The following is a 22,968-nucleotide window of genomic DNA, read 5'->3' as shown; positions in this document are numbered from 1 at the left end:
GAGCGTTTGTTCTTCACGTTCGACACCATAGTACGGTGACCGTAGTGTCTGGCAAGGCCCCTGCGAAACGATCCCGGACTCGGCAGGAGCACACGCTTCCGTCGGGGTGGCCGTCGTTGTGGGTGGTGCCGAATAGTGTGCGGGGCATGGCTACTGTCAAGGAATCAGCACCTCCCAGGCCCATCGTCCCGGGCGATGTCGTCGCGGCGTTCTCCGAGTACCTCGGCGAGTGGACAGCGGCACAGATCACCAATCTGGACCCGGACCACCAGCGCGCGGGCGTCCTGCACCTCGACTGGTCCGGTCCGGAGCCGGTGTCCGTGGCGGAGCTCGGCGGCGTCGTGCCGCTCTGGGGTTCTCTCGGTCTGTCGCATTGCCACTACGAGTGGGTGCTCCCTCGGAGCTGCAAGGTCATCGGGACGCTGCCGCTGCTGCACGGCCAGCCGCCGAGCAGCTACGCGTTCGGGTGGGGCATGGGGCTCGATCTGGCCCTGGCGCGGCGCCGACGGCAGGGCGACGAGTCGCAGTGGCGTGACCCGTGGGCGAAGAGCATCACCGGCGCTGAGTTGAACGACTCTCCCGCGGGGCCCGCAGATCCTGACGAGGAGACGCGTCGGCTGAACGTTCGGGCTGTGGAATCGCTGGACTGTGCGCGGCTCGTCGAGCGGTATCCCGCGCTGACCGGCCTGACGCTCAGCGGGCCGGTGACCTTGTCATCGGCATCGAGCCTCAACGAGTTGACTTCGCTGAAGCACCTCAGGCTCTCCGACGTCTTCGGGATGGTCGAGGCGGACTGCCTCCTGCCGGGGCGTGTTCCGGCGCTGGAGGAGTTGGAACTGGTCAGTGTCCCCGCGGAGTATGCGACGGCGATGAGGAGGCTCTGGCGGCCCGAGGAGCGCCAGGGCGTCTACCTCAGGGTCGCCAAGCCTCGGAAGCCCCAGTGGCTCGCCGAGAACCTCAACAATCCGCTCCGGAACTGGGACGGTCGCGAGCAGATCAGCGCCGCGGTCTACAAGAAGGCGCTGGCGCAGTACAGGGCGACGCGGCGCGCGGTGCTGGCTGCGCTGGCGTCCGGGGAGCCGGCGGAGGTCCTGACGCCGAGGCTCGTCGAGCTCGGGGAGCAGTTCGGCGAAGCCTTCAACGAGCTCGACGCGCGCGCCGGATTCATCGAGACCGTTGAGCGCGAAGAGCTCTACGACGCGCTCGGCGCCATCATCACCGAGGCTGCAGCCGAGTCGGGAGCCGAGTCGGGAACCGATCTGGCCTGGGCCGGCGAGGCCTTGATCGAGGGCTGCGAATCCGTCCGCGACTGGTAGGGCGGTGCTGCGGCGAGCCTCATGGCCTCCACTCGTCGGCGAGGAGCCCGAGGACGGCCTCGTCCGCGAACTCGCCGCACACCCAGGCGGATCGGCGGAGGGTTCCCTCCAGGGTGAAGCCGGCCCTGCGGGCGGCCGCGATCATCGGAGTGTTGTCGGCGAGGGTCTCCAGTTGCAGCCGGTGCAAGCCGCGTATCGCAAAGCCGTACTGGCAGAGCACCCTGACCACATCGGTGCCCAGGCCCCGGCCGCGCAGGCCGGGGCGTAGGGCGATTCCGAGGTGGGCTGTGCGGTTGTGGGCGTCGATGCCCCAGAGCACGGCCTCCCCGGCCAACTCCCCTGAGGCCAGCTCCAGTACGGAGAAGCAGGCCGCGTCCTCCGAGGGCGGGGCCGGCGCGTAGGGGGAGTCTGCCGAGCCCGGGGAGATGGGCCGCCAGGGGCGGGTGTCGGCCCGGGAGCGGGTGGCGACGTCGTCGTACAGTTCGGTCTGCAGAACGGCGACGTCGCTCTCGTGGCGTGCGCGGAGGGCGACCTTGAGTCCTTGTATCATGTCACATTGCTACCAGGATCGTATCGGCCGCTCAACCGAATTAGACCCTCTCCGGCGCGTTGCACCGTCGCCGTCATCGGGAGTGCCGGAGAGGGGAGTTCGACCGAAGTCAGAGTGGCGGCAGGCGGCGGGCCAGGAGCTCCGCGCCGGTTCCGTTCAGGGTGCTGAACAGGACCGTCGTGCCGAGGGCGTCCACGCTGGGGGCGGTGGAGGCGCCGGGCCGTTGGCTGCCGTCGGCCGCCGTGCTGACGCGTTCGATCCGGCCGGTCCACAGGTCGCGGCGGAAGACGTCCGCGACGCCGTTGGTGTCGCCGGGGACGAGAGCGGCGGAGTCGGAGGCGAAGTAGACCCAGCGGTCGTCGGCGGTCATGACGGCGGGCTGGGAGTCGACGGCGGAGACCGTGGTCACCGTGCCCGTCCGCAGGTCGCGGGCGTAGAGGCGGACTTGGACGGTGTCCTGCTCGCGCTCGAAGACGCGGAAGAGGGCGAAGCGGCCGTCGGGGCTGAGGCGTCCGGCCTTGGCGGCGTCGCGCAGGGTGCCGGTGGCGTCGATGCTGGCGCCCTGGATCCGGCCGGTGCGCGCGTCGTAGGTGTAGAGCGGGAAGAGCTGCCGTGCGGGTGGGGGCTTGGTGGCGGTCGTGGCCGTCGTGGCTGTTGTGGCCGTCGTGGGCGCGGTCGGCAGCAGGTTGGTCGCCTTGGAGCGGAAGGCGACGGTCTGGCCGTCCGCGCTGAGCGAGGGCTCGACCGAGCCGCCGTCGGCGGCGGTGCCGTCGCGGCCGGTGCTGACCAGGCGGGTGGTGCCGGTGCGGCGGTCGGTCAGGTGGATGTTCTGGACGCCGGGCCGGGTGCCGGGGGCGAGGTCGGCGCGGTCCGAGGTGTACGCGACGTACCGGCCGTCGGCGCTGATCGCCGGGTCGAGCGAGTTGCCGGCGCCGGTGCCCGCGGTGAGCGGTTCGGTGCGGCCGGTCCAGCGGTCGCGGACGTAGACGTCGAACCGGCCGTCGCCGTGCCGCCCCGGGATGACGTCGGTGGCGTTCGTGCTGAAGGCCACGTACCGGCCGTCGGCGCTGATCGCCGCCTGGTTGGTCGAGCCGTCGAGCTGGCTGCCGTCGTCGGCCAGGCTCACCCGCTCGGTGCGCCCGGTCCACAGGTCGCGGACGAACACGTCGTACAGGCGGTTGGTGTCGCCGGGCACCAGGTTGGCGGCCAGCGAGGTGAAGAGGGCGTAGCGGCCGTCGGCGCTCAGGCCGAGCGGCTCCGACCAGTCGTCGGCCGGGGTGCCGTCGGGGGCGACGTTCACCGTGACGGTGCCCTCCGGGAGCGGCGCGGCCTGGGCCTGGACCTGGGCCGTGGTGGCGGCCAGGAGTGCGGCCGCCAGCACGCTGCCGGCCCGTACCGCCCACCGGCCGCGGGTCCTCGCGTTCGTCCGTTCCACCTGAACCGTCCTCCCCTTGCCTCGGGCCGTGCCGCCTCCCGCCCCCGTCGGCCGACTCCGGGCGAGCCAACCGCCCGGCCGTACCGGCGGTCAACGGGGCCGGACCGGTCATGGACACGATTTCGCCAACTCCCCTCCACCTCCCGACCACGGCGAATGCCGGTCCGGCCGGACCCGGTGGGCATGCCACCTGCGGGATTCGGTAGCGCAGGAATGACCGTTGACGAACCCTTTGCCGGAACGCGCTGGACGCGGCGGCCACGGGCCCGCACATACGTGAAGTGGCAGCGTTCGGGCGGCTGTTGGGCGGATCAGGCCTGCTTGGCGTCGATGATCCGGGGAACCGGGAGGCGCTCTACCGGCGGACCGCCGAGACCAGTCCGCCGGGCTGCTCCTCGCGCTGCGGCGGGGTGCTGATCGGGCGGCCGTAGGCGGCGGCGCGCTCGCGCAGGGTGTGGCTGTCGGCCTCCCAGCCGTGCCCGGCCAGCCAGTCCACCGGGTCGTCGGGCATCTCCGAGACCCACATGGACGCCGCCGAGCCCGGTACGGAGTCCGCGCCGAAGCGCTCGATCACGCCGCGCGAGCCCAAGGTCAGCCCCATCCGGCTGCCTGCCGCCGACTGCGCGCTGATCCGGGCCAGCAGCAGCTCCACCGCGTCCTCGGGCAGATAGATCAGCAGTCCTTCGGCGATCCACACGGTCGGCACGGCCGGATCGTGCCCTGCGGCGGCCAGCGCGGCCGGCCAGTCCTCCCGCAGATCCGCCGCGACGGTGATCCGCTCGCAGCGTGCGACGGCCCGCTCCTGGCGCAGCACCGAAGCCTTGAAGTCCAGTGGCGCGGCGGTGTCGACCTCGAACAGCCGGGTGCCCTCGGGCCAGTCCATCCGGAAGGCGCGGCTGTCCATGCCGGCGCCGAGCAGCACGACCTGCCGGACCCCGGACGCGCAGGCCTGCTGCAACAGGTCGTCGAGGAACTTCGTCCTGATGACGATGGAGTACGACACGGCCAGCCGGCGGCGGCGCGCGGCCTCGTCAGCGGGGGGTGGCGAGGAGGGCCACAGGCCGCCGGCGGTGGCGAAGGCCTGGGCCAGTGGGTCGCGGAACAACGCGTCCACCCGCTCGGTCTCCAGCGCCCGCACCCTGGCCACCCCCACCGCCGTGGCCCAAACTCCCGACGGCTGCACCCGCTCCTGCTCATCAGTCACCGCGCCAGCCTAGATGATCGATCCCGAGGGGCCTGATGAGGCCTGATGAGTGGAGCCGGGTTCATGCGCGGCCGGCCGCGCATGCGCGCACTGACCGCCAACCTTGAGTCGCTTCGGTCGCTTCGGTCGCTTCGGTCGCTTCGGTCGCTGATGAGGCGCTGATGAGGCGAAGGGCGGCGAGGGCAGGAGCACTACTCAGGGGCAGGGGCAGGGGCAGGGGCAGGGACGGGCCCGCCGGGACGGAAGCGCTCCACCCCGACGATGTGCCGCACCTTGAGCGCGCGCACGATCACCGCGACCCGCTGCTCACCCGGCATGGTCCACTCGTAGCGCTCGACGCCCAGGTACTTGCGGGCCAGCCGGTCCATCCGGTCGCGTGCCTCCTCGCCCTCGACGAAGCGGGCCACCACGCCACTGATCTGCACGCGGTCGAAGGGATCGGTGGCGTCCGCGTGCGAGAGGTAGACGCGCGGGTCGCGACGGAGGTTCTCCTCCTTCACCCGCCCCACCGAGGTGTTGAACGTCAGTTCCCCCTCGCCCTCCAGATCCACCCACATCGGGCTGACCTGCGGTGCTCCGTCGGCGAACACGGTGCCGACGTACCAGATGTTGGGTGCCCGCAGCCGGGCGCGGACGGCTTCGTCGAATGTCGCGGTCATCCCGGGAGGCTAGCAACCACGAAGGGGGCGCGGTCCGCTTCGAGTGAAGCCACGTTCGAGTGGAGCGACGTTCGAGTGAAGCCACGAGGGCGCGTCCTCCCGCCGGGTCACCGCTCGGCCGGCACCTCCGGTTCGGAGGCGCCGGCCGGGGCTCCGCGCGAGCCGAGGAGCTGGGCGACCGGATCGGCGCTGCCCGAGGTGCTCAGCTCCTGCACCAGCTCGCAGTTCCGGGCGATCCTGCTGGAGACCCACTCGCGCAGCCACGCGGACAGCTGCGGGAGCGGCAGGTCGGACGGGGCCAGCCCGGCGAGCACGCACCCGGTCGCCGCCGCTCCGCCGACGTTGACGACCACGTCCGGCAGGACGGTGTGGCCGGCCGCGCGCAGCAGTCGGCGGGCGGGTGGGGTGCAGCTGAGGTTTCCGCCCTCGATCACCAGGCTGGCCCGGACCGCCGGCACCGCCTGCTCGTCGACCGCGGAGGCGGACGCCGCCAGCACCAGCACGTCGGCGTCGACGTGCAGCCACGCCTGGCCGGGCCCGTGGACGGTGACCCGGGCGGGCAGCCGGTTCCGGTCGATCGTGCCGTCGCTGCTGGTGAGCGTGGCGAGTTCGGCGACGGGCAGTCCGCGCTGGTCCTCGATGGTGCCCCGGACGTCGGCCACGGCCACCACCGAGTGGCCGTGGGCGGCCAGGTGGCCGGCCACCGCGCGCCCGACGGTGCCGAAGCCCTGGATCGCGATGCGCTGCGGGGTCCGCGCACCGGAGGCCCGTAGGGCGCCGAGCACCGCGACGGCCACGCCGAACCCGGTGATGTCGGCCATGTGGTCCCACAGTTCGGCCCAGTCGACGGTGAGACGGGTGGTGCCGGGGCGGCGGGTGACGTCGTACCCGGCGGCCTCGAAGGCGACCTGCCGGTCGGCGTAGGTGGTGCCCTGGTCGCACCCCAGGTACACCCCGCCGTTCAGCAGCGGGGCCGCGGCGCGGCCGAACCCCCGCATCACCGCCCGCCGTTCGACGGTGGCGCCCGGATCGGGTGCGATGCCGGCCTTGGCGCCACCGATGGGCAGGCCGACCAGTGCCAGCTTGTGGGTCATCGCCCTGGCGAGCCCGGCCAGCTCCTGCTCGGTCACCGTCGGGGTCATCCTGGTGCCGCCCAGGGCCAGGCCGTCGACCATGGAGTCGACGACGACCCAGCCCCGGGCCTGGCATTCCGGGAGGTTCAGGGTGGTGGTGAGCAGGGGCTCGGCCACCGGGCGCGCGCCGTGCGGTGCGAGCGTCCGGTTCACTGCGCACCGTCCTCCGGGACGGACCGCAGGCGCAGGCTGCGGGGGCGCATGTCGGTCCACACGTGTTCGATGTGCGCGAGGCACTCGTCCTTCGCGCCCCGGACGCCGACCTCGCGCCAGCCCGCCGGCGACTCGCGGTCGGCGGACCAGAGCGAGTACTGCTCCTCGTCGTTGACGACGACCTTCCACTGCTCGGATGCTTCGCTGGTCATGCCGTTACCTCCAGATGTCGGTGGTTGGGGGGCCCGCCGGGCGGCGGACGGGTGGGGCCGGTTCGCGGTTGGTGCCGAGGCCGATGTCGAGACGGGCGTCGAGGTGGGCGTCGAGGCCGTCCAGCCATGCCGGCAGGCTGGCGGCGCGTAGGAGGCCCGTTCCGATGAGCACGCCGGCGAAGCCCTCACTGAGCAGGCGGGCGGCCTCGTCGGGGCTGCGGATCGCCCCGGCGCTCACCGGGCACCGGGTGCCGCTGCGCAGCACCGTGGGCAGGAGTGACGAGCTGCGCCCGAGGTCGCCCGCGCCGCGTTCGCGGGTGGCGATGTCCTTGTTGTTCACCGCGACCACGCACTCCTCGGCGCGGGGCACGCGGCTGATCTCCTCCTCGGTGGTGACCTCGACGAACGGCGTCAGCCCCAGGCTCAGGCCGAGCTCGACCAGATGGCCCAGGGTGGCGCGCGGCAGCAGCGCGGCGGTGAGCAGGACCGCGGACGCGCCGCTCTCGCGGGCCTGGTGCAGTTGGCTCCGGCGGGTGATGAAGTCCTTCTGCAGCACGGGCAGGTCCGTCGCTTCCACGACCTCGCGCAGCAGGTCCGGGGTGCCGCCGAACCACTGCCCGGTCACCACGGACAGGCAGGGCGCGCCGACGTCCTGGTAGTCGGCGACCAGCCGGGCGGCCGACCTGTCGCCGAACAGGTCGTGTCCGGCGGCGTCCTGCCGCTTGAGCTCCATGATCACCGGTCGGCGGGCGTCCAGGAGTGCCTCGATGAACGCGGCCGTCATCTAGACCCTCGCTTTCGGATCGTGCCAGCCGCGCCGTACGGCCGTGACCCGGTCGGTGCTCAGCCGCCCGTCGACGTCCCTGGCCGCCGTGTCCACGTCGATGCCCAGGAACAGGGGGTGGTCCAGCACGGCCCGGTAGTCCTCCCGGTTGTCGGCCGAGATGCCGCCGGCCAGCAGGAAGGGCCGCGAGAGGCGGTCCGCGAACTCGATGACGGCCCCGCAGTCCGCCGGTTGCCCGGTGCTGCCGATCCTGCCGTCCCCGGCCACCGCGTCCAGCAGGAAGAGGTCCGTTCCGGCCCGCTCGTACGCCGCGATCAGGGACCGCTCCGCGCGGGTGTCCGCGCCGAGGTGCAGCACCTTGACCACGGTGAGGTCCGTGGTGCCCTTCAGGGCGCGGACCAGTCCCGGCGGCTGGTAGCCGTGCAGTTGCACCCACTGGACCCGGGCCGCGGCCGTCGCCGCGCGCAGCGTATCGGCGTCCTTGAGGAAGGTCACGAGGACCGGGTGCATCCGCTCCGTTCGGTGCACGGCGTCGGCGAGGGACGTCAGTTGACTGAGCGTCAGGTCTGCACGGCCTCCTGGGACGCCGTGCCACAGGCCGACGAAGTCGGCTCCGGCACTGTCGAGCGATGCCACGTCCTCGGCCGAGGTGGCTCCGCAGATCTTGACCAGCATTAGGTGTCACAACCCCAACATGGCGGCGATGCGGTTGCGTTGGATCTCCGACGTGCCCGAGTAGATCGGGCCGGCGACCGCGTCGCGCACGTCCTTCTCCAGTCCGTACTCGGCCAGGTACCCGCTGCCGCCGAAGATCTGCACGGCGGCCAGTGCGGAGGAGAGGTTGCTCTCGCTGGTGAGGACCTTGCTGACGGCGATGTCCCGCGTGACGTTCTCGCCCTCCGTCAGCCGGACGGCCGTGTCGTAGAGCCACTTCCGCGCGGTGTCCAGGCCGATGCTCATGTCCACGAGCTTGTGGGAGACCGACTGGTACGAGCCGATCGGATTGCCGAACTGGACGCGCTCCTTGGCGAATTCGACGCAGCGGTCGAGCCGGTACCGCATCTGCCCGGTGTTGATGACGAAGGAGCACAGGATCTCCCACTTCATCACGTGGTCCAGGACCAGGAACCCGGATCCGACCCGGCCGATCACGGCGGATGCGGGGATCCGGCAGTCGTCGAAGTGCAGTTCGCTCAGCGGCGCCGTCCGCAGCCCCATGGTGGCGACGGGTGGCCCGACGATGAGCCCCGGGGTGTCCCGCTCCACGACGAAGGCGGTGATGCTGAGCGGGCCGGCCTTCGGGTGGGTGCGCGCGTAGACCACGAACACGTCGGCCACCGGGCCGTTGGTGATGAAGGCCTTGCCGCCCCGCAGTACGAAGCCGTCGCCCTCGCGGGTGGCCGTGGTCCTCATCGCCAGCGCGTCGGAGCCGCTCTCGGTCTCGCTGATCGCGTGGGCCCCGATCGTCTCTCCCGAGCAGATCCCGGGCAGGTGGCGCGCCTTGAGCTCCGGCGAGCCGAACCGTTGCAGCGGGACTCCGACGCTGACCAGGTGGGTGGCGACCGAGAAGTTCAGTCCGCCGTCACGGCATCCGGTGCCGAGTTGTTCGAGCACGTGCATGGTGGTGAGCAGGTCCTGGCCCAGCCCGCCCCACTGCTCGTCGAACGGCAGGCCGAGGATTCCGGACCTCTGGATCAGCTTCCACTTGTCCCACGGGAAGGCGCCTTCCGCGTCCCCTTCGAGATGGCCCGAGCTGAGCTCCTCGCACCACTGGGCGATCCCCTCGCCCAGAGCGATCTGGTCGGCGTTCCACCTGATCATCTGTCAGTCCTGTTAGTACTCGGAGAAATCGGCTGAGTCCAGGTTGTGGCGTTCGTCGCCGCGCAACGCGGGCGAGAACACGCACACCAGGCGGAGGTCCGCGTCCTGGTCCGCGATCAGGAAGTGGGCGTCGTGCAGGTCGAGCGCGTACAGCGTGCCCGGCTCGATCGAGTGGGACGTGCCGTCGGCGTTCACCACCTGGCCCGTTCCCTCGATGCAGTAGCAGGCCTCCAGGTGGCGGCGGTACTCCAGCCTCGACCTGGTGCCGGCGCGGACGGTGGTGTCCGTCATCGTGTAGCCCAGGCCGTCGGATTCGAGAAGGAACCTGCGGCTGAGCCCGTTGCCCCAGTCCACGGTGGTCACCTCGTCAAGGCGTCGGACGATCATCGGGTGTGCCTCCTAGCGGCTTGTTGAATGAGTGGCTTGCTGAATCAGGGGTTTGCTGAATGAAACGGCTTGTCGAGTGAGCGGCTTGCTGAATACGGCGAAACGGTCTGTACGAAGGTGTGGAGCTCCTCGACCACGTCGGCCCCTTCGGCGAGGGCGTGCTCGATCCGGGCGACCCCGGCGCTGCCCACGACCGCGGCGTCGGCGCCGAGGCCGTGCAGCAGGTCGATGTCCGCCCTGGAGCGGACGCCGAATCCGACGGCGATCGGTACGGCGGTCGTCCTGCGCAATGCGGCCAGCGCGGCGGCCAGCTCCTGGCGGTCGGCCGTGAGCGTGCCGCCGCTGCGGCCGTAGTGGGCCACCAGGTACAGGTACGCGGTGGCGCTCTCGGCGGCCGCGGTCTTCACCTCGGCCGTCGACGCGGCGTAGCAGGTGGCGACCACGGGAAGCCCCGCCTCCTGCACCGCTTCGAGGTAGCCGGCCCGTAGCCGCGGTGGCAGGCCGTGGACCAGCAGCCCGTCGACGCCCGAGTCGGCGACCCGCCGGACGAAGCCGGGCACGGTCGGGCCTCTGACCGTGTGGCTCCAGTCGGCCAGCAGTGCCACCCGCAGGTGGCGCAGCCGGGGCAGGATCCCGCTGAGGAGTCCGAGCACCTCGTCGAGTCCGACGCCGTCGGCCAGGGCCCGCTGCGCCGATCGGCGGATGACCGGCCCGTCGGTGACCGAGTCGGGGAAGGGCACCGCCAGCTCCAGGCAGTCCACGCGGCAGTCGTCGAGCATCCGCATGACGTCGGCGAGGACGGGCAGCGGGGGGTCTCCGGCGTTGAGGAACATCGCCAGGCCGGGCTGGTCCGGTGGCCGGCGCGCGAAGAACCCGCTCACCGCGCACGCACCGTAGGTATTGCGCGGCGCGCCGGGTGCGCGCGCAGGCGGTCGACGAGGTCGCGGGCGGCACCGCTGCGGAGGGCGTCGTCGGCCGCCCTGATGGCCTCCGGCCACCCGTCGATCAGCCCGCTCGCGACGGCCAGGGCGGCGGCGTTCAGGCAGACGGTCCGCGTTGCGAGAGCCGGCCCGGCTCCGGAGAGCACGCCGAGGAAGTGGTCGACCACGTCCTCGCCCTCGCCGGTCGGCCGTAGTAGGGCGAGCGCGTCGGCGGCGGTCCCGGGAGGCTCGGCCCGCAGCCGGATCGCGTCGGTGCCGTCATTGGTGAGGACGACGTTGTCGACGGAGCTGACGAGCTCGTCGACTCCCAGCTCGTTGGAGCACAGCCAGATCCTCCGGTCGGCGACGCTGGCGGCGACCTGGCCCAGAGTCGGCAGCAGCGAATGGTCCGAGACGCCGACGAGCTGGGCGGAGACCGGCACCGCGGCCAGGAAGGGGCCGACGGAGTTGATGAATCCGCCGATCATCCGCAGGTCCATCGGCACGATGCTCCGGGCCAGCAGCGCCACCTCCCGCGGGTAGACGAAGTTCCCGGGGAAGGCGACGCCGAAGCGTTCCAGCAGGTCGTCGGTCTGCTCGTACGAGGTGGTCGTTCGGATGCCGAGGCGGTCGAGCAGGTCGTGGGAGCCGCAGGTGCTCGTGTAGGCGCGGGATCCCGTCTTGACGATGCGCACGCCCAGGGCTGCGGCGACGAACGCCGCCGCGGTGGAGATGTTGAACGTGGCGGGCCCGCCTCCGGTGCCGACGATGTTGGCCGTGCGGTCCAGCCGCGCGGCGACGGCCGGCCGTCGCTCGTCCAGCGAGCGGAGCATGGCGACCAGCGTGTCCTGATCGGGCATCCGGGTGGACAGCGAGGACAGCAGCGCCACCGTCTCGCCGGAGCGGAGGGCGCCGTCGCGCAGCTGGTCCCAGAAGGCCCCCCACATCTCCTGATCGACGACGGCGCGGTTCCGGCCGATCAGCGCTCGCAGCACCTCGTGCATGGCTAGGGGGCGTCCGTCCGGTGCTGCTGGGCCTGTTCGATGAACCTGCTGATCGAGCCGACGGAGCGGAAGCTGTCCGGGTCGAGGTCGAGGTCGATCTCCTCGACGCGCAGGTCGAAGCAGTCCTCCAGCCAGGCGATCGTCTTGAGCAGGCCGAGGCTGTCGATGACCCCGCCGTCCACGAGGTCGTAGTCGGAGTCCAGTTCGTTCGCGCCGACGTCCGGCAGGAACTCCTCGATGATGAACTGCGTGACTACCGCGGCGTGTTTCACGTGGCCGTTCCTTCGTTTGGCTGGGACGGGGAGGAGGCGAGCTGGAGGGGCGTGCGGTCGATCTTTCCGGTGGACGTCCTGGGCAGCGGGTCGTCCACGATCAGCAGGGTCGAGGGGACGGCGGTGAGCGGAAGCCGTTGTGCGCAGTGCCGGCGCAGCGCCAGCGAGTTCAGCCGGCTGTCCGGGGCGCGGCGGACCACGCCCCGCAGCAGGCGGCCGGCCACCGGGTCGGGCACGGCCACCACGGCGGCCTCGACGACGTCGGGATGGTCGAGCAGCACCTGTTCGACCTCGTGGGTGTTGACCCGCACGCCGCGGACCTTGACCTGGTGGTCGTTGCGGCCTTCCAGGGTGATGCGGCCGTCCCGGTCGCGCCGTACGAGGTCGCCGCTGCGGAAGTAGCGCCGGGCCTGTCCGTCGTGGTGGTGGGTCGCGAACCTGTCCGCGTCCTGCTCCCGGTCCAGGTAGCCGTCGGTCTGGAAGGGCGTCGCGACGTGGAGCTCGCCGGTTCCCGGCCCGGTCAGGATCCCGCCGTCGGCACCGACGATCACCGCGTGGACTCCGGGCAGCGGGCGCCCGATCGGCACCGGGCCGTCCGCCGGTTCGGTGCCGTCGACCTCGTGCAGGAAGCTGTCGTTGGTCTCGGTGCAGCCGTAGACGTTGTGGAGCCGCGCGCCGGTGAACAGCTGCGGGAGTTCGGCCAGGCAGCGGGCGGGCATGCTGTCGCCGGTGAAGACGACGTGCTCGACGGTGTCGAGCCGCCGGCCGCTCCCGGCGGCCGCGTCGACCAGTAGACGGTAGAACATCGGTACCGCCTGGACGAGTTGGACCGCGTGGCGGGACACGAGGTCCAGCAGGTAGCCCGGCTGGGTGGCCCGGGCCGGATCGACCAGGACGACGCGGCCGCCGTACTTGAGCGTGGTCCAGATGTCCAGCAGGCACAGGTCGAAGGTGAGCGGCGCGTAGTTGAGGACCGTCGTTCCCCGGCGGATGCCGAACTGCTCGCCGGCCCAGGTGGTGAAGCGGTCCACCGCCCCCGTGCTCAGCGGCACGATCTTCGGCCGCCCGGTGGAACCGGAGGTGGTGAACATGAAGGAGACGTCGGCGGGCTCCGTACGGCGCGGCGCCTCCGGTTCCGCCGGCCGGTCCGGGGCGCCCGACCCGGGTCCGAGCGCCCGGGGGCTCTCCGGCGACAGGACGTGCCGGATTCCGGCCTGCTCGACCAGCGCGTGGGGCGTCCTCCCGTCCGGCGTGGGCGCCGGCAGCAGCAGGAAGCGCCGCCCTTCCAGCAGGCAGGCGAGCACCAGGGCGATCGTCGAGGGCGACTTGGCGGCCGGGATGCCGACCGGCTCGTCCCCGCCCGGGGCGAGCCGGGCGATCCGGACGCGCTCCCGCTCCGCCAGCTGGTGGAGTTCACGGTAGGTCGTCTCTTCTCCGCGCCATATCAGCGCCGGATCACCGGGGTGGCTGGTGGCGTGCGAGACGAATGAACCCACCAGGCTCTGCTGCTGCATCACGACTTCTCCGAGTTCATGCAACGGGGTGGGTTCATATACAACGGATGAGTTCATGCAACGGGTTCACCGATCTTATTCGGAACAATGAAGGCCCGACAGGAAAGGGGCCCACCCGGTCGCCCCTTGGAGACAGAAGAATTATCACGTGGTGCCCGTCCATGGAAGTGGGGTGCGCGATCCGCATCATGACAGCACGTCAGAGAGGGTGCCGGGCCGGCCGCGCCGATGCTAACCGTCGAGCGTGTTCGATCTACATAAGGATTCCGGCGGACTGGCGTAAATATTGTCTTGATGCCTGCAACCCTGTTCTCGATCTTGCGGAGTGAGACGGGAGCGACCTAGTATCCGCCGTACTGTTCGCCAAGTCGCGAATCGGCGAGGGGATTTCCGGGGCGCTGAAGCGTTCCCGATCGCCGTGAAAGGTGCATCCGTCATGCCTGGTCCCGATCGGCGCGCGCACGCTCCGACCCTGTTGTCCTTCGCCCAGCAACGGCTGTGGTTCCTCGACCGGCTGCGGCCGGGCCGGCCGGACCACAACGTCCCGACCGCGGTACGCCTGCGCGGCCGGCTGGACGAGGGGGCGCTCACCCGGGCGCTGACCGAAGTCGTGCGGCGCCACGAGGTGTTGCGCGGCAGGATCGTCGACAGCGAGGACGGCCCGCGCCACGTCGCGGAGCCGGTCGAGACCTTCGTACCGACGATCACCGATCTGACGCACACCCCGGCGGAGCAGGCCTGGCAGCGGGCCCGGGAGCTGGCGGCCGCCGATCTGGCGACCCCGTTCGACCTCGGGACCGCTCCGATGCTGCGGGCCCGACTGATCCGCATCGCCCCCGACGACCACCTGCTGCTCCTGGTGATCCACCACATCGCCTGCGACGGTTGGTCGCTGTCGGTGCTGTGGCAGGAGTTCTCCGCCGGATACGGCGCCGCCGTCGACGGCCGGCCGATCGCCCTGGCGGACCTGCCCGTCCAGTACGCCGATTTCGCCGACTGGCAACGGAGCCACCAGGCCGGAACGGCGATGCTGGACCAACTCGCCTACTGGCGCGAGCACTTGGCCGACCTGAGCCCGTCGGTGCTCCCGGCGGACCGACCCCGCCCCGCGGTGTGGTCGGGCCGGGGCGACCAGGTCGAGATCGAGATCCCCGCAGAACTCGCCGACCGAATACGCGCACTGGGGCGCGCCCATGAGGTGACGCCGTTCATGACGCTGCTGGCCGCCTTCCAGGTCCTGCTCGCGCGCTGCACGGGACAGGCCGACGTGACGGTGGGGACGCCGATCTCCGGGCGGACCCGGATCGAGGTGGAGCCGCTGGTCGGCTTCTTCGTCAACACGCTCGTCCTGCGCACCGACCTGTCGGGCGACCCCGGCTTCACCGACGTGCTCGCCCGGGTGCGGCGGGGTGCGGTGGAGGCCTACGCCCACCAGGAGGTCCCCTTCGAACGGCTGGTCCAGGAGCTGCGGCCCGAACGCGATCTCGGCCAACACCCGCTGTTCACGGTCATGTTCCAGCTGGAGGATCCGCCCGCGCTCCCGTCCGGCCTCCCGGGGCTTGAAGTGAGCGGCCATCAGATGCCGAACGACGTGGCGAAGTTCGACATCGAGGTCTCCATGACGGACGGCGGCGATCGCTTCACCGGCGTCATCCGCTACGCCGCCGACCTCTTCGACCGTGGCACGGTGCGGCAACTCGCCGAGGGTTTCCGGGTGTTGCTCGACCAGCTCGTCGGCAGCCCCGAACGGCCGATATCGGCGTGGGAGACCCCTCCCGGCCTGCGCGTGAGCCGCCCCGCTCCCGCCGCCACCCCCGGGACCGGGACCGGGACCGAGCCCGGGACCGAACCCGAGTCCGGCCCCGCCACCGAGACCGAGCTCCTCGTGCTGGAGACCTGGGCGGAGGTGCTCGGTGTCACCCCGGACGGCGTGGACAGCGACTTCTTCGAGCTGGGCGGTCATTCGCTCCTCGCCTCGAAGGTCATGTCCCGACTCGGCCGGGCACTCGACCTCGAACTGCCCGTCGCCCTGCTCTTCTACCACCCGACCGTCGCCGAACTCGCCGACGGCATCGACGCGGCGTTGCTGGCGGACCTCGGCGCCGCCGCCGAAGCGGAACCGCTTCCCGCCGGAAAGGCCCGTCACCCGTGAAGGCACAGCAGAGTCGACCCGAGCCCGGCCAGCCGGCCGGTTCCACACCCGGAGCCGCCCCGTCGACCGGTCCCACCCGGGCCACCACACGGGCCGCCACACGGGCCCTGCTCGACCAACGCGTCCGCGCGGCCCGGAGCAGGGCCGCCGAGGGCGAGCCGGAGGCCGCGATCCCACCCCGCCCGGCGGGTGCGCAGGTGACGTCGTTCACCCAGGAACGCATGTGGCTGATCGAGCGGCTGTCCACCGGCCCCGCGATGTACAACGTCCACGAGGTCTTCCGGCTGCACGGCCCGCTGGACGTGGCGGCCCTCGGCCACAGCCTCACCGAGCTGGTGCGGCGCCACGAAGTCCTGCGCACCGCCTTCCCCGAGCGGGACGGGCGCCCCAGCCCCTCGGTCGAGCCGGCCCGGCCGTTCGACCTGCCCGTCACGGACCTCCGGGCCGAGCCCGCGGAGCGCCGGACGCGGCTGGCCCGCGATCTCGTCCAGTCCGAGATCCTGCGCCCGTTCGACCTGGCCACCGCCCCGCTGCTGCGCGCATCACTGCTGCGGGTCGACGAGGACGAACACGTCCTGGTGGTGGTCGTCCACCACATCGCCGTCGACGGCTGGTCGATGCCGCTGCTGTGGGACGACCTGTCGGCGATGTACCGGAGCCGGCTGGAAGGCCGCGAGCACGAGCTGCCCCCCTTGCGGATCCAGTACGCGGACTTCGCCCACTGGCAGCGGGCCCGGCTCTCCGGCGAACGCCTGCAACGCCAACTGGACTACTGGAGCGCACAGTTGTCCGGGCTGTCGCCGCTGGACCTGCCCACCGACCGCCCGCGCGGACCGGTCCGCGCGGGCCGGGGCGAGCGGATCACCTTCACGGTGCCCGAGGAACTGGCCGGCCGGTTGCGGCTGCTGGGCCGGCGGCACGGCGCGACGATGTTCATGACGCTGCTCGCCGCGTTCCAGGCCCTGCTCGCCCGCTACAGCGGGCAGTCCGACGTGGCGGTCGGCACACCCGTCGCGGGCCGGACCCGTCCGGAACTCGACCCGCTGGTGGGCTCGTTCATCAACACCGTGGTCGTCCGCACCGACCTCGCGGACGACCCGAGCTTCGCCGAGCTGCTCGACCGGGTCCGCCGGACCGCCGTGGACGCCTACGCGCACCAGGACCTGCCGTTCGAGCGGCTGGTGCAGGAGCTGCGGCCGGCCCGCGGTCTCGACCGCAACCCGCTGTTCCAGGTGATGTTCGCCGGCCTGTCCGACCCGGCCGCCGCCCTCCGGCTGGTGGGGACGGATGTCGAACAGATCGAGGTTGACAACGGCACGGCCAAGGTCGACCTCAGCCTGGTGATAGCCGACCGGCCGACGACCACGACGGGCACGACCGGCGCGACGACCACGACGAGCGCGACCGGCGCGACCGGGACAGCCGGGACCACCGGGACCGTGGCCTTCGACACCGACCTGTTCGACCGCGCGAGCGTGGAACGCCTGGTCGGCCACTACCTGCGGCTGCTGGACGCCGCGGCCGGCGACCCCGACCGTCCCGTCTCACGCCTGGACCTGCTCACCGAGGCCGAGCGCGAAGCGCTGCTGGTGGCCGCCAACGCCACCGACGAACCCTTCCCCACGGACCTCTGCGTTCACGAGCTGGTCGAGGAGCAGGCCCGGCGGACCCCCGACGCGGTGGCGGTCCGCTGCGGCGCCCAGCGACTGACCTACCGGGAACTCGACCGCCGGGCCAACCAGTTGGCGCGGCACCTGCGAGCCCGGGGAGCACGGCCGGAACGCCTGGTCGGCGTCTGCCTGCCGCGCTCGGCGGACCTGGTCGTGGCCCTGCTGGCCGTCCTCAAGTCTGGCGCCGCCTACCTGCCACTGGACCCGGACCTCCCGGCACAGCGCATGTCGTTCATGCTCGCCGACGCCGAAGTGCCGCTGCTGCTCACCCAGCGCTCCCTGGCCGACCGGCTGCCGCAGCACGGCGCCGCGACGGTGTGGACGGACGACGAGGCCGGGCTCATCGCGGCCCTGCCCGCGGACCGGCTGCCGCCACTCGCGACGCCCGCCAACCTGGCGTACTCGATCTACACCTCCGGTTCGACCGGCCGCCCCAAGGCCGTGCTGGTCCCGCACGAGGGCGTGGTCAACTACCTGGTGGTCCGCGGCCGACAGCTGGACCTCGGCGGGGACGACGTCGTCGCCTCGGTGGCCTCGATCTCCTTCGACGTCATCGTCCCCCAGGTGCTCATGCCCCTGGCCTGGGGCGCGAGCGTGGTGATCGCCCCGTCGGAGGTCGCGGTGGACGGCCCGCGCCTGACGGAGATGATGCGCGAGTTCGGCGTCACCACGCTCATGGCCACACCGGCCACCTGGCTCCTGCTGCTGGACGGCGGCTGGCAGGGCGGCCGGTTCCAGGCGATCTGCGTGGGCGAACCGCTCCAGCCCGCCCTGGCCCGGCGGCTCCTCGACCGGGTCTCCACGCTGTGGAACGGCTACGGTCCCACCGAGGCGTCCGTCGGCTGCGTCACCCGGCGCGTGGACGCCGACCGGGATCTGGCCCGGCCGGGAGGGTCCGTGCCGATCGGCCGGCCGCTGGGCAACCTCCGGATCTACCTGCTGGACCCGGCGGGCGCCCCGGTGCCCGTCGGCGTACCGGGTGAGATCCACATCGGCGGGGTCGGTGTCACCCGTGGGTACGCCAACCGGCCGGGGCTGACCGCCGAGCGCTTCGTGCCCGATCCGTTCGGTGCGGGCGGCGGCCGGCTGTACCGGACCGGCGACCTGGCGCGGTACCTGCCGGACGGCAGCCTCGTCTTCCTCGGCCGCACCGACGAACAGGTGAAGATCCGGGGGTACCGCATCGAGCTGGGTGAGATCGAGGCCGCGCTGTGCGCGCAGCCCGGTGTCGCCAGGGCCACGGTGACGGTGCGGGGCACCGGGACGGACGCCGAACTGGCCGGCTACCTGGTGTGGCAGGACGGGCCCGGTGACCTGGCGGTCCTGCGGCGCTCCCTGCGCGAGACCCTGCCCGAGTTCATGGTGCCCACGACGCTGACCGCACTCGACCGGATCCCGTTGACCACGAACGGCAAGGTGGACCGCGGGGCCCTGCCCGAGCCCGCCCGCCACGGCCACGACGCGGGTGCGCTACCGCCGCGGGACCTGCTGGAACTCCTGATGACCAGGATCTGGGAGCGCGTGCTGGGCACCCCGCGGGTCGGCGTCCGGGACGACTTCTTCGCGCTGGGCGGGCATTCGCTCAGGGCGGTCGAGCTCGTGGAGGCGATCCGGCGGGAGTGGGGGGTCACCGTGCCGCTGAACACGGTGTTCCGCCATCCCACCGTCGAGGGTCTGTGCGCGGAACTGCCCAACGCCTCGCAGGCCCTGCGCCGGCTCGTGGTCCCGCTGGCCGAAGGAGACCACCGCAGGGCGCCGCTGATCCTGGTGCACCCGCAGAGCGGCGACGTGTGCTCCTTCCTCCACCTGGCCGAGGGCCTCGCCGAACCGCTCGCCGGCGGCCGGCCCGTCTACGGCCTGGAGGCCGTCGGCTACAACACCGACGAGCCGCCACTGGCCACCGTCGAGGAGCAGGCGCAGCGCTACCTGCGGGAGCTGCGGTCCGTCCTGCCCGACGGCCCGTACCTGCTGGCCGGCTGGTCCTTCGGCGGGCTGGTCGCCTTCGAGATGGCCCGCCTGCTGGAGGAGGAGGGGAACCCCCCGGGATTCCTCGGGATCATCGACGTCGGAGCGCCCGCGTTCACCGACGCGTCCACCAGCGGAGCCACCGAGTCCGACCACGGGCCCACCGGCGGGCCCGACGGCCATGACGCGCACGGGACGGCCCGGTTCGCGCTCGCCGCCGGGCTGCCCACCGGAGCCGTCGGAGCCATCGGAGACCTCGACGAGCAGGACGCCCTGTCCCTGCTGCTCCACGACGCGCACGCCGGCGAGCGCCTCCCCCTACGCGTGCGCACCGAGCAACTGCGGCGCATGGTAAGGGTCTTCACCACCAACGGCGACGCCGCCCGACGCTACCGCTCAACCGCACGGCTGCGGACACCGATCCACCTGTTCACGAGCGCCGAGGAGCACCCCGTGCTCGCCGCCCCGGTCGTGGTCCCCGCCCGGTGGCGCGACCGCACCCTGGGGGCGTTGAGCGTGGTCGAGGTGCCCGGCAACCACCACGACATGCTGTCGCCGCCCCACGCCGCACCCTTCGCCGACGCGCTGTCGGCCATCCTGGAGGAGCTCGGATGAGCGACGGACACGAGCTGCCGTTGTCGTCGGCGCAGTCCGGCATCTGGTTCGCCCACCACCTGCGCCCCGGCAGTCCCGCCTACAACACCGGCGAGTACGTGGACATCCCCGGGCCGATCGACCCGGAGCTGTTCGAGACGGCCGTGCGGCGCGTGGTGGACGAGACCGAGTCCCTGCGCGTTCGCCTCACCGACGGTGCCGAGGGCCCCCGGCAGGTCGTCACCCCGGCGCCCGACTGGTCGATGGACCACGTCGACCTCACCTCGGCACCGGATCCGCTGGGGGCGGCCGAGCGCTGGATGCGCGCCGACCTGTCCACACCGCTCGGGCTCACCCGGGACCGGTTGTTCCGCCAGGCCCTGTTCGCCGTCGCGCCGGACCGCTTCCTCTGGTACCAGCGCGTCCACCACATCGTGGTCGACGGTTTCAGCATGTCGCTCATCGCGCGCCGCGTCGCCAAGACCTACACCAGGCTGGTCGAGGGCAGGGACGGGGCAGGGCCGGCGTTCGGGCCGCTGAGCCTCCTGCTGGCGTACGACGCCGCCTACCACGCGTCGGAACAGCCCGAACAGGACCGGGAGTTCTGGGCGGACCGGCTGGCCGGCCGGCCGGATCCCGTCAGCCTGGCCAGCCGCTCGGCGGCCGCCTCGGACGGCTTCCTGCGCCGTACCAGCGCCCTCGACGCGCCCACCGTGGCCGCGCTGCGGCGGGCCGCGCGACCCGCCGGGGCGAGCTGGCCCAGCGCCTTCACCGCAACGGTCGCCGCGTACCTCCACCGCCTCAGCGGCGAACGGGACATCGTGCTCAGCATGCCGGTGACCGGGCGCACCGGCTCCTCCGGGCCGGCCGTCCCCGGCATGGTGGCGAACGTGGTGCCGCTGCGGCTGCGCGTGCACCCGGAACAGGGCCTGTCCGCACTCGCGCGACAGGTGGCCGAGGAGGTCGCCGCCCTGCGCGGCCACCAGCGCCACCGCAGCGAGGACCTGCGCAGGGAGCTGGATCCGGCCAGGTCGGAGCGGGTCCTGTTCGGGCCCATCGCCAACATCATGTCCTTCTACTACCACCTGGACTTCGCGGGCGTCCGGGCCACCGTGCACAACCTGTCCAACGGGCCGGTCGAGGACCTCTCGTTCTCCGTCTACGACCGCTCCGACGGCACCGAGCCCCGGCTCGACGTCGACGCGAACCCCGCGCTCTACTCCGAGGCCGAACTCACCGCCCACCAGCAGCGTTTCCTCCGGTTCCTGGACGCGGTGGCCGCCGACCCGGACCGGCCGATCGGCCGGCCCGACCTCCTCACCCCCGAGGAACGGCAGCGGATGATCGTGGCCGTCAACCGCACCACGCAGCCGCTGCCGCAGCCGACGGTGCCGCTGGCCTTCGCGGCCGAGGTCGCGCGCACGCCCGACGCGACCGCCGTGGTGTGCGGGGAAACCACCCTGTCCTACGCGGAGTTGAACGACCGGGCCAACCGGCTGGCCCACCGGCTCATCGCCCTGGGCGTCCGCTGCGACAGCACGGTGGCCGTGCTCATGGAACGCTCCGTCGACGTGGTGGTGTCGGTCCTGGCGATCAGCAAGGCCGGCGGCGCCTACGTGCCGTTGGACACCCGGGCCCCGACGGCCCGCCTGCGCCGCGTCCTGGACGACACCGGTGCGGCGGTGCTGCTCACCCACCGGGCCACCCGGGACGACGCGCCGTCCCACGGCACACCGGTTGTGGTCGTCGACGCCGACCCCGGCCTCGCCGACGAGCCGGCCACCGACCCCGTCGTGCCGCTGCGCCCGGACCACCTGGCGTGCGTCCTGTACACCTCCGGGTCCACGGGCACGCCGAAGGGCGTGGCCCTGACCCACCGCAACGTCATCAGCCTGACCGCGCAACGCTATTGGCGCGAAGAGGACGGGCCGCGGGTCCTCGCACACTCCCCGCACGCCTTCGACGCCTCGACCTACGAGTGGTGGGTGCCGCTGCTCAACGGGGGCCGGGTCGTCGTGGCCCCGCCCGGTGAGCTGGCGCTCGCGGACCTCCACCGGCTCATCGTCGATCACCGGGTCGGTGCGCTGTGGCTGACGGCCGGGCTGTTCCGGGTGTTCGCCGAGGAGTCGCCCGGCACGCTGGCCGGGGTCGGCCAGGTGTGGACCGGCGGTGACATCGTGCCGGCCGATGCCGTCCGGCGCGTCCTGGCGCGGTGCCCGGACTCCGTGGTGGTCGCCGGGTACGGCCCGACCGAGGCCACCACGTTCACCACGCGCAGGGTGCTGCGCCCCGGCGAGCCCGTGCCCGACGTCGTCCCGCTCGGCCGACCGGTCGACAACAGGCGGGTGTACGTCCTGGACGAGGCGCTGTCGCCGGTGCCGCCCGGGGTGGCCGGCGTGCTGTACGTCGCCGGTGCGGGCGTGGCGCGCGGATACCTGAACGACCCCCGCCGCACGGCCGGCCAGTTCCTGCCGTGCCCGTTCGGCGAACCGGGCGAGCGGATGTACCGCACGGGCGACGTGGTCCGCTGGAACGCCGAGGGGGAACTCGAGTTCCTCGGCCGCGCGGACGAGCAGGTCAAGCTCCACGGCTTCCGCATCGAGCTGGGCGAGATCGAGGCGGTGCTGGCCGGGCACCCCGACGTCGCCCAGGCGACCGTGGTCGCCGGTACGGGCACCTCGCCCGGCCGGCGTCTGATCGGCTACGTCGTCCCGGCCGGGGACTCGGGGCTCGACCCGGCGGCAGTGCGGGAGCACGCCGGCGCGGCGCTGCCGGACTACATGGTGCCCTCGGCGATCGTCACGCTCGACGCCTTCCCCCTGACGCCCAGGGGCAAGATCGACCGGGCCGCGCTGCCCGTCCCGGAGCTCGCACCGGCACCGTCCGGGCCCGGGCCGCGAACCCCGGCGGAGCAGACGATGTGCGCGCTGTTCGCCGAGGTGCTCGGCCGGCCCGCGGTGGGCGTCGACGACGGCTTCTTCGCGCTGGGCGGCAACTCCCTGCTCGCGACCCGGCTGGTCAACCGGGTGCGGGTGAGGTTCGGCCGTGAACTCACCCTCGGCGCCCTGTTCCAGGCACCCACGCCGGCGCGCCTGGTCGAAGCGCTCAAGGACGCCCCGGACGCCGCGGCCGTACCGGCCCTCTCACCACGTACACGACTCTGACCGCGATCAAGCGGTCAAGCGATCACAGGAAGCACCTCGGCATGGTCCACACCCTCTCC

18 protein-coding genes are annotated in these 22,968 nt (G+C 72.3%); 4 read left to right on the top strand and 14 right to left on the bottom strand.

Annotation, left to right across the window (positions count from 1 at the left end):
- Window positions 1-146: 146 nt before the first annotated feature.
- The gene (locus tag A6F73_RS34490; RefSeq protein ID WP_063352761.1) at window positions 147-1,316 is read left to right on the top strand and encodes a hypothetical protein; all 1,170 of its coding nucleotides are present in this window, start codon (window positions 147-149) and stop codon (window positions 1,314-1,316) included.
- Between the two features lie 19 nt (window positions 1,317-1,335).
- On the opposite strand, the gene A6F73_RS34485 is transcribed toward A6F73_RS34490, so the two are convergent.
- The 14 genes from A6F73_RS34485 to A6F73_RS34420 form a co-directional block, all read right to left on the bottom strand.
- Window positions 1,336-1,866: a GNAT family protein gene (locus A6F73_RS34485; protein WP_063352286.1), complete on the bottom strand. Its 531-nt coding sequence runs from the start codon at window positions 1,864-1,866 to the stop codon at window positions 1,336-1,338.
- Between the two features lie 109 nt (window positions 1,867-1,975).
- Window positions 1,976-3,301, bottom strand: coding sequence for a PD40 domain-containing protein (locus A6F73_RS34480; RefSeq protein ID WP_063352285.1), 1,326 nt, complete (start codon window positions 3,299-3,301; stop codon window positions 1,976-1,978).
- Between the two features lie 355 nt (window positions 3,302-3,656).
- Complete coding sequence (locus A6F73_RS34475) at window positions 3,657-4,505, bottom strand: class I SAM-dependent methyltransferase (RefSeq protein ID WP_063352284.1); 849 nt, start codon at window positions 4,503-4,505, stop codon at window positions 3,657-3,659.
- Between the two features lie 191 nt (window positions 4,506-4,696).
- The gene (locus A6F73_RS34470; RefSeq protein WP_063352283.1) at window positions 4,697-5,164 is read right to left on the bottom strand and encodes a TIGR03618 family F420-dependent PPOX class oxidoreductase; all 468 of its coding nucleotides are present in this window, start codon (window positions 5,162-5,164) and stop codon (window positions 4,697-4,699) included.
- 107 nt (window positions 5,165-5,271) lie between these two features.
- A complete protein-coding gene (locus tag A6F73_RS34465) occupies window positions 5,272-6,450 on the bottom strand; it encodes a Glu/Leu/Phe/Val dehydrogenase dimerization domain-containing protein (RefSeq protein WP_244293809.1) in 1,179 nt (392 codons plus the stop codon).
- Window positions 6,447-6,662, bottom strand: coding sequence for an MbtH family NRPS accessory protein (locus A6F73_RS34460; RefSeq protein WP_063352282.1), 216 nt, complete (start codon window positions 6,660-6,662; stop codon window positions 6,447-6,449). Before A6F73_RS34460 ends, A6F73_RS34465 begins: the two co-directional genes overlap by 4 nt.
- A 4-nt stretch (window positions 6,663-6,666) precedes the next feature.
- Window positions 6,667-7,446, bottom strand: a complete 780-nt coding sequence (locus A6F73_RS34455; protein WP_107453147.1) for an indole-3-glycerol phosphate synthase — start codon at window positions 7,444-7,446, stop codon at window positions 6,667-6,669.
- Window positions 7,447-8,121: an N-(5'-phosphoribosyl)anthranilate isomerase gene (locus A6F73_RS34450; RefSeq protein ID WP_063352281.1), complete on the bottom strand. Its 675-nt coding sequence runs from the start codon at window positions 8,119-8,121 to the stop codon at window positions 7,447-7,449.
- Window positions 8,122-8,127: 6 nt separating this feature from the next.
- Window positions 8,128-9,267 carry an acyl-CoA dehydrogenase family protein gene (locus tag A6F73_RS34445; RefSeq protein ID WP_063352280.1) on the bottom strand — a complete coding sequence of 380 codons (1,140 nt, stop codon included), beginning with the start codon at window positions 9,265-9,267 and terminating at the stop codon, window positions 8,128-8,130.
- Window positions 9,268-9,279: 12 nt separating this feature from the next.
- Window positions 9,280-9,654: an ectoine synthase gene (locus tag A6F73_RS34440; RefSeq protein ID WP_063352279.1), complete on the bottom strand. Its 375-nt coding sequence runs from the start codon at window positions 9,652-9,654 to the stop codon at window positions 9,280-9,282.
- A gap of 44 nt (window positions 9,655-9,698) precedes the next feature.
- The gene (gene trpA, locus A6F73_RS34435; protein ID WP_063352278.1) at window positions 9,699-10,535 is read right to left on the bottom strand and encodes a tryptophan synthase subunit alpha; all 837 of its coding nucleotides are present in this window, start codon (window positions 10,533-10,535) and stop codon (window positions 9,699-9,701) included.
- The gene (locus A6F73_RS34430) at window positions 10,532-11,578 is read right to left on the bottom strand and encodes an anthranilate phosphoribosyltransferase (protein WP_063352277.1); all 1,047 of its coding nucleotides are present in this window, start codon (window positions 11,576-11,578) and stop codon (window positions 10,532-10,534) included. The genes trpA and A6F73_RS34430 overlap by 4 nt, the downstream gene beginning before the upstream one ends.
- A gap of 2 nt (window positions 11,579-11,580) precedes the next feature.
- A complete protein-coding gene (locus A6F73_RS34425) occupies window positions 11,581-11,850 on the bottom strand; it encodes a hypothetical protein (RefSeq protein ID WP_063352276.1) in 270 nt (89 codons plus the stop codon).
- Window positions 11,847-13,364 (bottom strand): AMP-binding protein, encoded by a 1,518-nt coding sequence (locus A6F73_RS34420; RefSeq protein WP_063352275.1) that lies wholly within the window; start codon window positions 13,362-13,364, stop codon window positions 11,847-11,849. Before A6F73_RS34420 ends, A6F73_RS34425 begins: the two co-directional genes overlap by 4 nt.
- A 436-nt stretch (window positions 13,365-13,800) precedes the next feature.
- On the opposite strand from A6F73_RS34420, the gene A6F73_RS34415 reads away from it, so the two are divergent.
- The 3 genes from A6F73_RS34415 (at window position 13,801) to A6F73_RS34405 (ending at window position 22,909) form a co-directional block, all read left to right on the top strand.
- Window positions 13,801-15,516: a condensation domain-containing protein gene (locus tag A6F73_RS34415; protein ID WP_063352274.1), complete on the top strand. Its 1,716-nt coding sequence runs from the start codon at window positions 13,801-13,803 to the stop codon at window positions 15,514-15,516.
- 197 nt (window positions 15,517-15,713) lie between these two features.
- Entirely contained in the window at window positions 15,714-19,766 is a 4,053-nt protein-coding gene (locus A6F73_RS34410) for a non-ribosomal peptide synthetase (RefSeq protein ID WP_244293808.1), read from the top strand.
- On the top strand, window positions 19,763-22,909 hold the full coding sequence (locus A6F73_RS34405) for a non-ribosomal peptide synthetase (RefSeq protein WP_063352272.1): 3,147 nt from the start codon (window positions 19,763-19,765) through the stop codon (window positions 22,907-22,909). The genes A6F73_RS34410 and A6F73_RS34405 overlap by 4 nt, the downstream gene beginning before the upstream one ends.
- The last annotated feature ends 59 nt before the right edge of the window (window positions 22,910-22,968 follow it).

Source organism: Streptomyces sp. MJM8645 (assembly GCF_001625365.1).
GTDB lineage: Bacteria > Actinomycetota > Actinomycetes > Streptomycetales > Streptomycetaceae > Kitasatospora.
The sequence above is the reverse complement of the archived record's forward strand: the minus strand, read 5'-3'. Positions and strand labels throughout refer to the sequence as shown.

Coding starts and splice junctions, on each gene's coding strand:
- A6F73_RS34490 (WP_063352761.1), top strand. CDS start 147: ATGGCTACTGTCAAGGAATCAGCACCTCCCAGGCCCATCGTCCCGGGC.
- A6F73_RS34485 (WP_063352286.1), bottom strand. CDS start 1,866: ATGATACAAGGACTCAAGGTCGCCCTCCGCGCACGCCACGAGAGCGAC.
- A6F73_RS34470 (WP_063352283.1), bottom strand. CDS start 5,164: ATGACCGCGACATTCGACGAAGCCGTCCGCGCCCGGCTGCGGGCACCC.
- A6F73_RS34460 (WP_063352282.1), bottom strand. CDS start 6,662: ATGACCAGCGAAGCATCCGAGCAGTGGAAGGTCGTCGTCAACGACGAG.
- A6F73_RS34455 (WP_107453147.1), bottom strand. CDS start 7,446: ATGACGGCCGCGTTCATCGAGGCACTCCTGGACGCCCGCCGACCGGTG.
- A6F73_RS34450 (WP_063352281.1), bottom strand. CDS start 8,121: ATGCTGGTCAAGATCTGCGGAGCCACCTCGGCCGAGGACGTGGCATCG.
- A6F73_RS34445 (WP_063352280.1), bottom strand. CDS start 9,267: ATGATCAGGTGGAACGCCGACCAGATCGCTCTGGGCGAGGGGATCGCC.
- A6F73_RS34440 (WP_063352279.1), bottom strand. CDS start 9,654: ATGATCGTCCGACGCCTTGACGAGGTGACCACCGTGGACTGGGGCAAC.
- A6F73_RS34430 (WP_063352277.1), bottom strand. CDS start 11,578: ATGCACGAGGTGCTGCGAGCGCTGATCGGCCGGAACCGCGCCGTCGTC.
- A6F73_RS34420 (WP_063352275.1), bottom strand. CDS start 13,364: ATGCAGCAGCAGAGCCTGGTGGGTTCATTCGTCTCGCACGCCACCAGC.
- A6F73_RS34415 (WP_063352274.1), top strand. CDS start 13,801: ATGCCTGGTCCCGATCGGCGCGCGCACGCTCCGACCCTGTTGTCCTTC.
- A6F73_RS34405 (WP_063352272.1), top strand. CDS start 19,763: ATGAGCGACGGACACGAGCTGCCGTTGTCGTCGGCGCAGTCCGGCATC.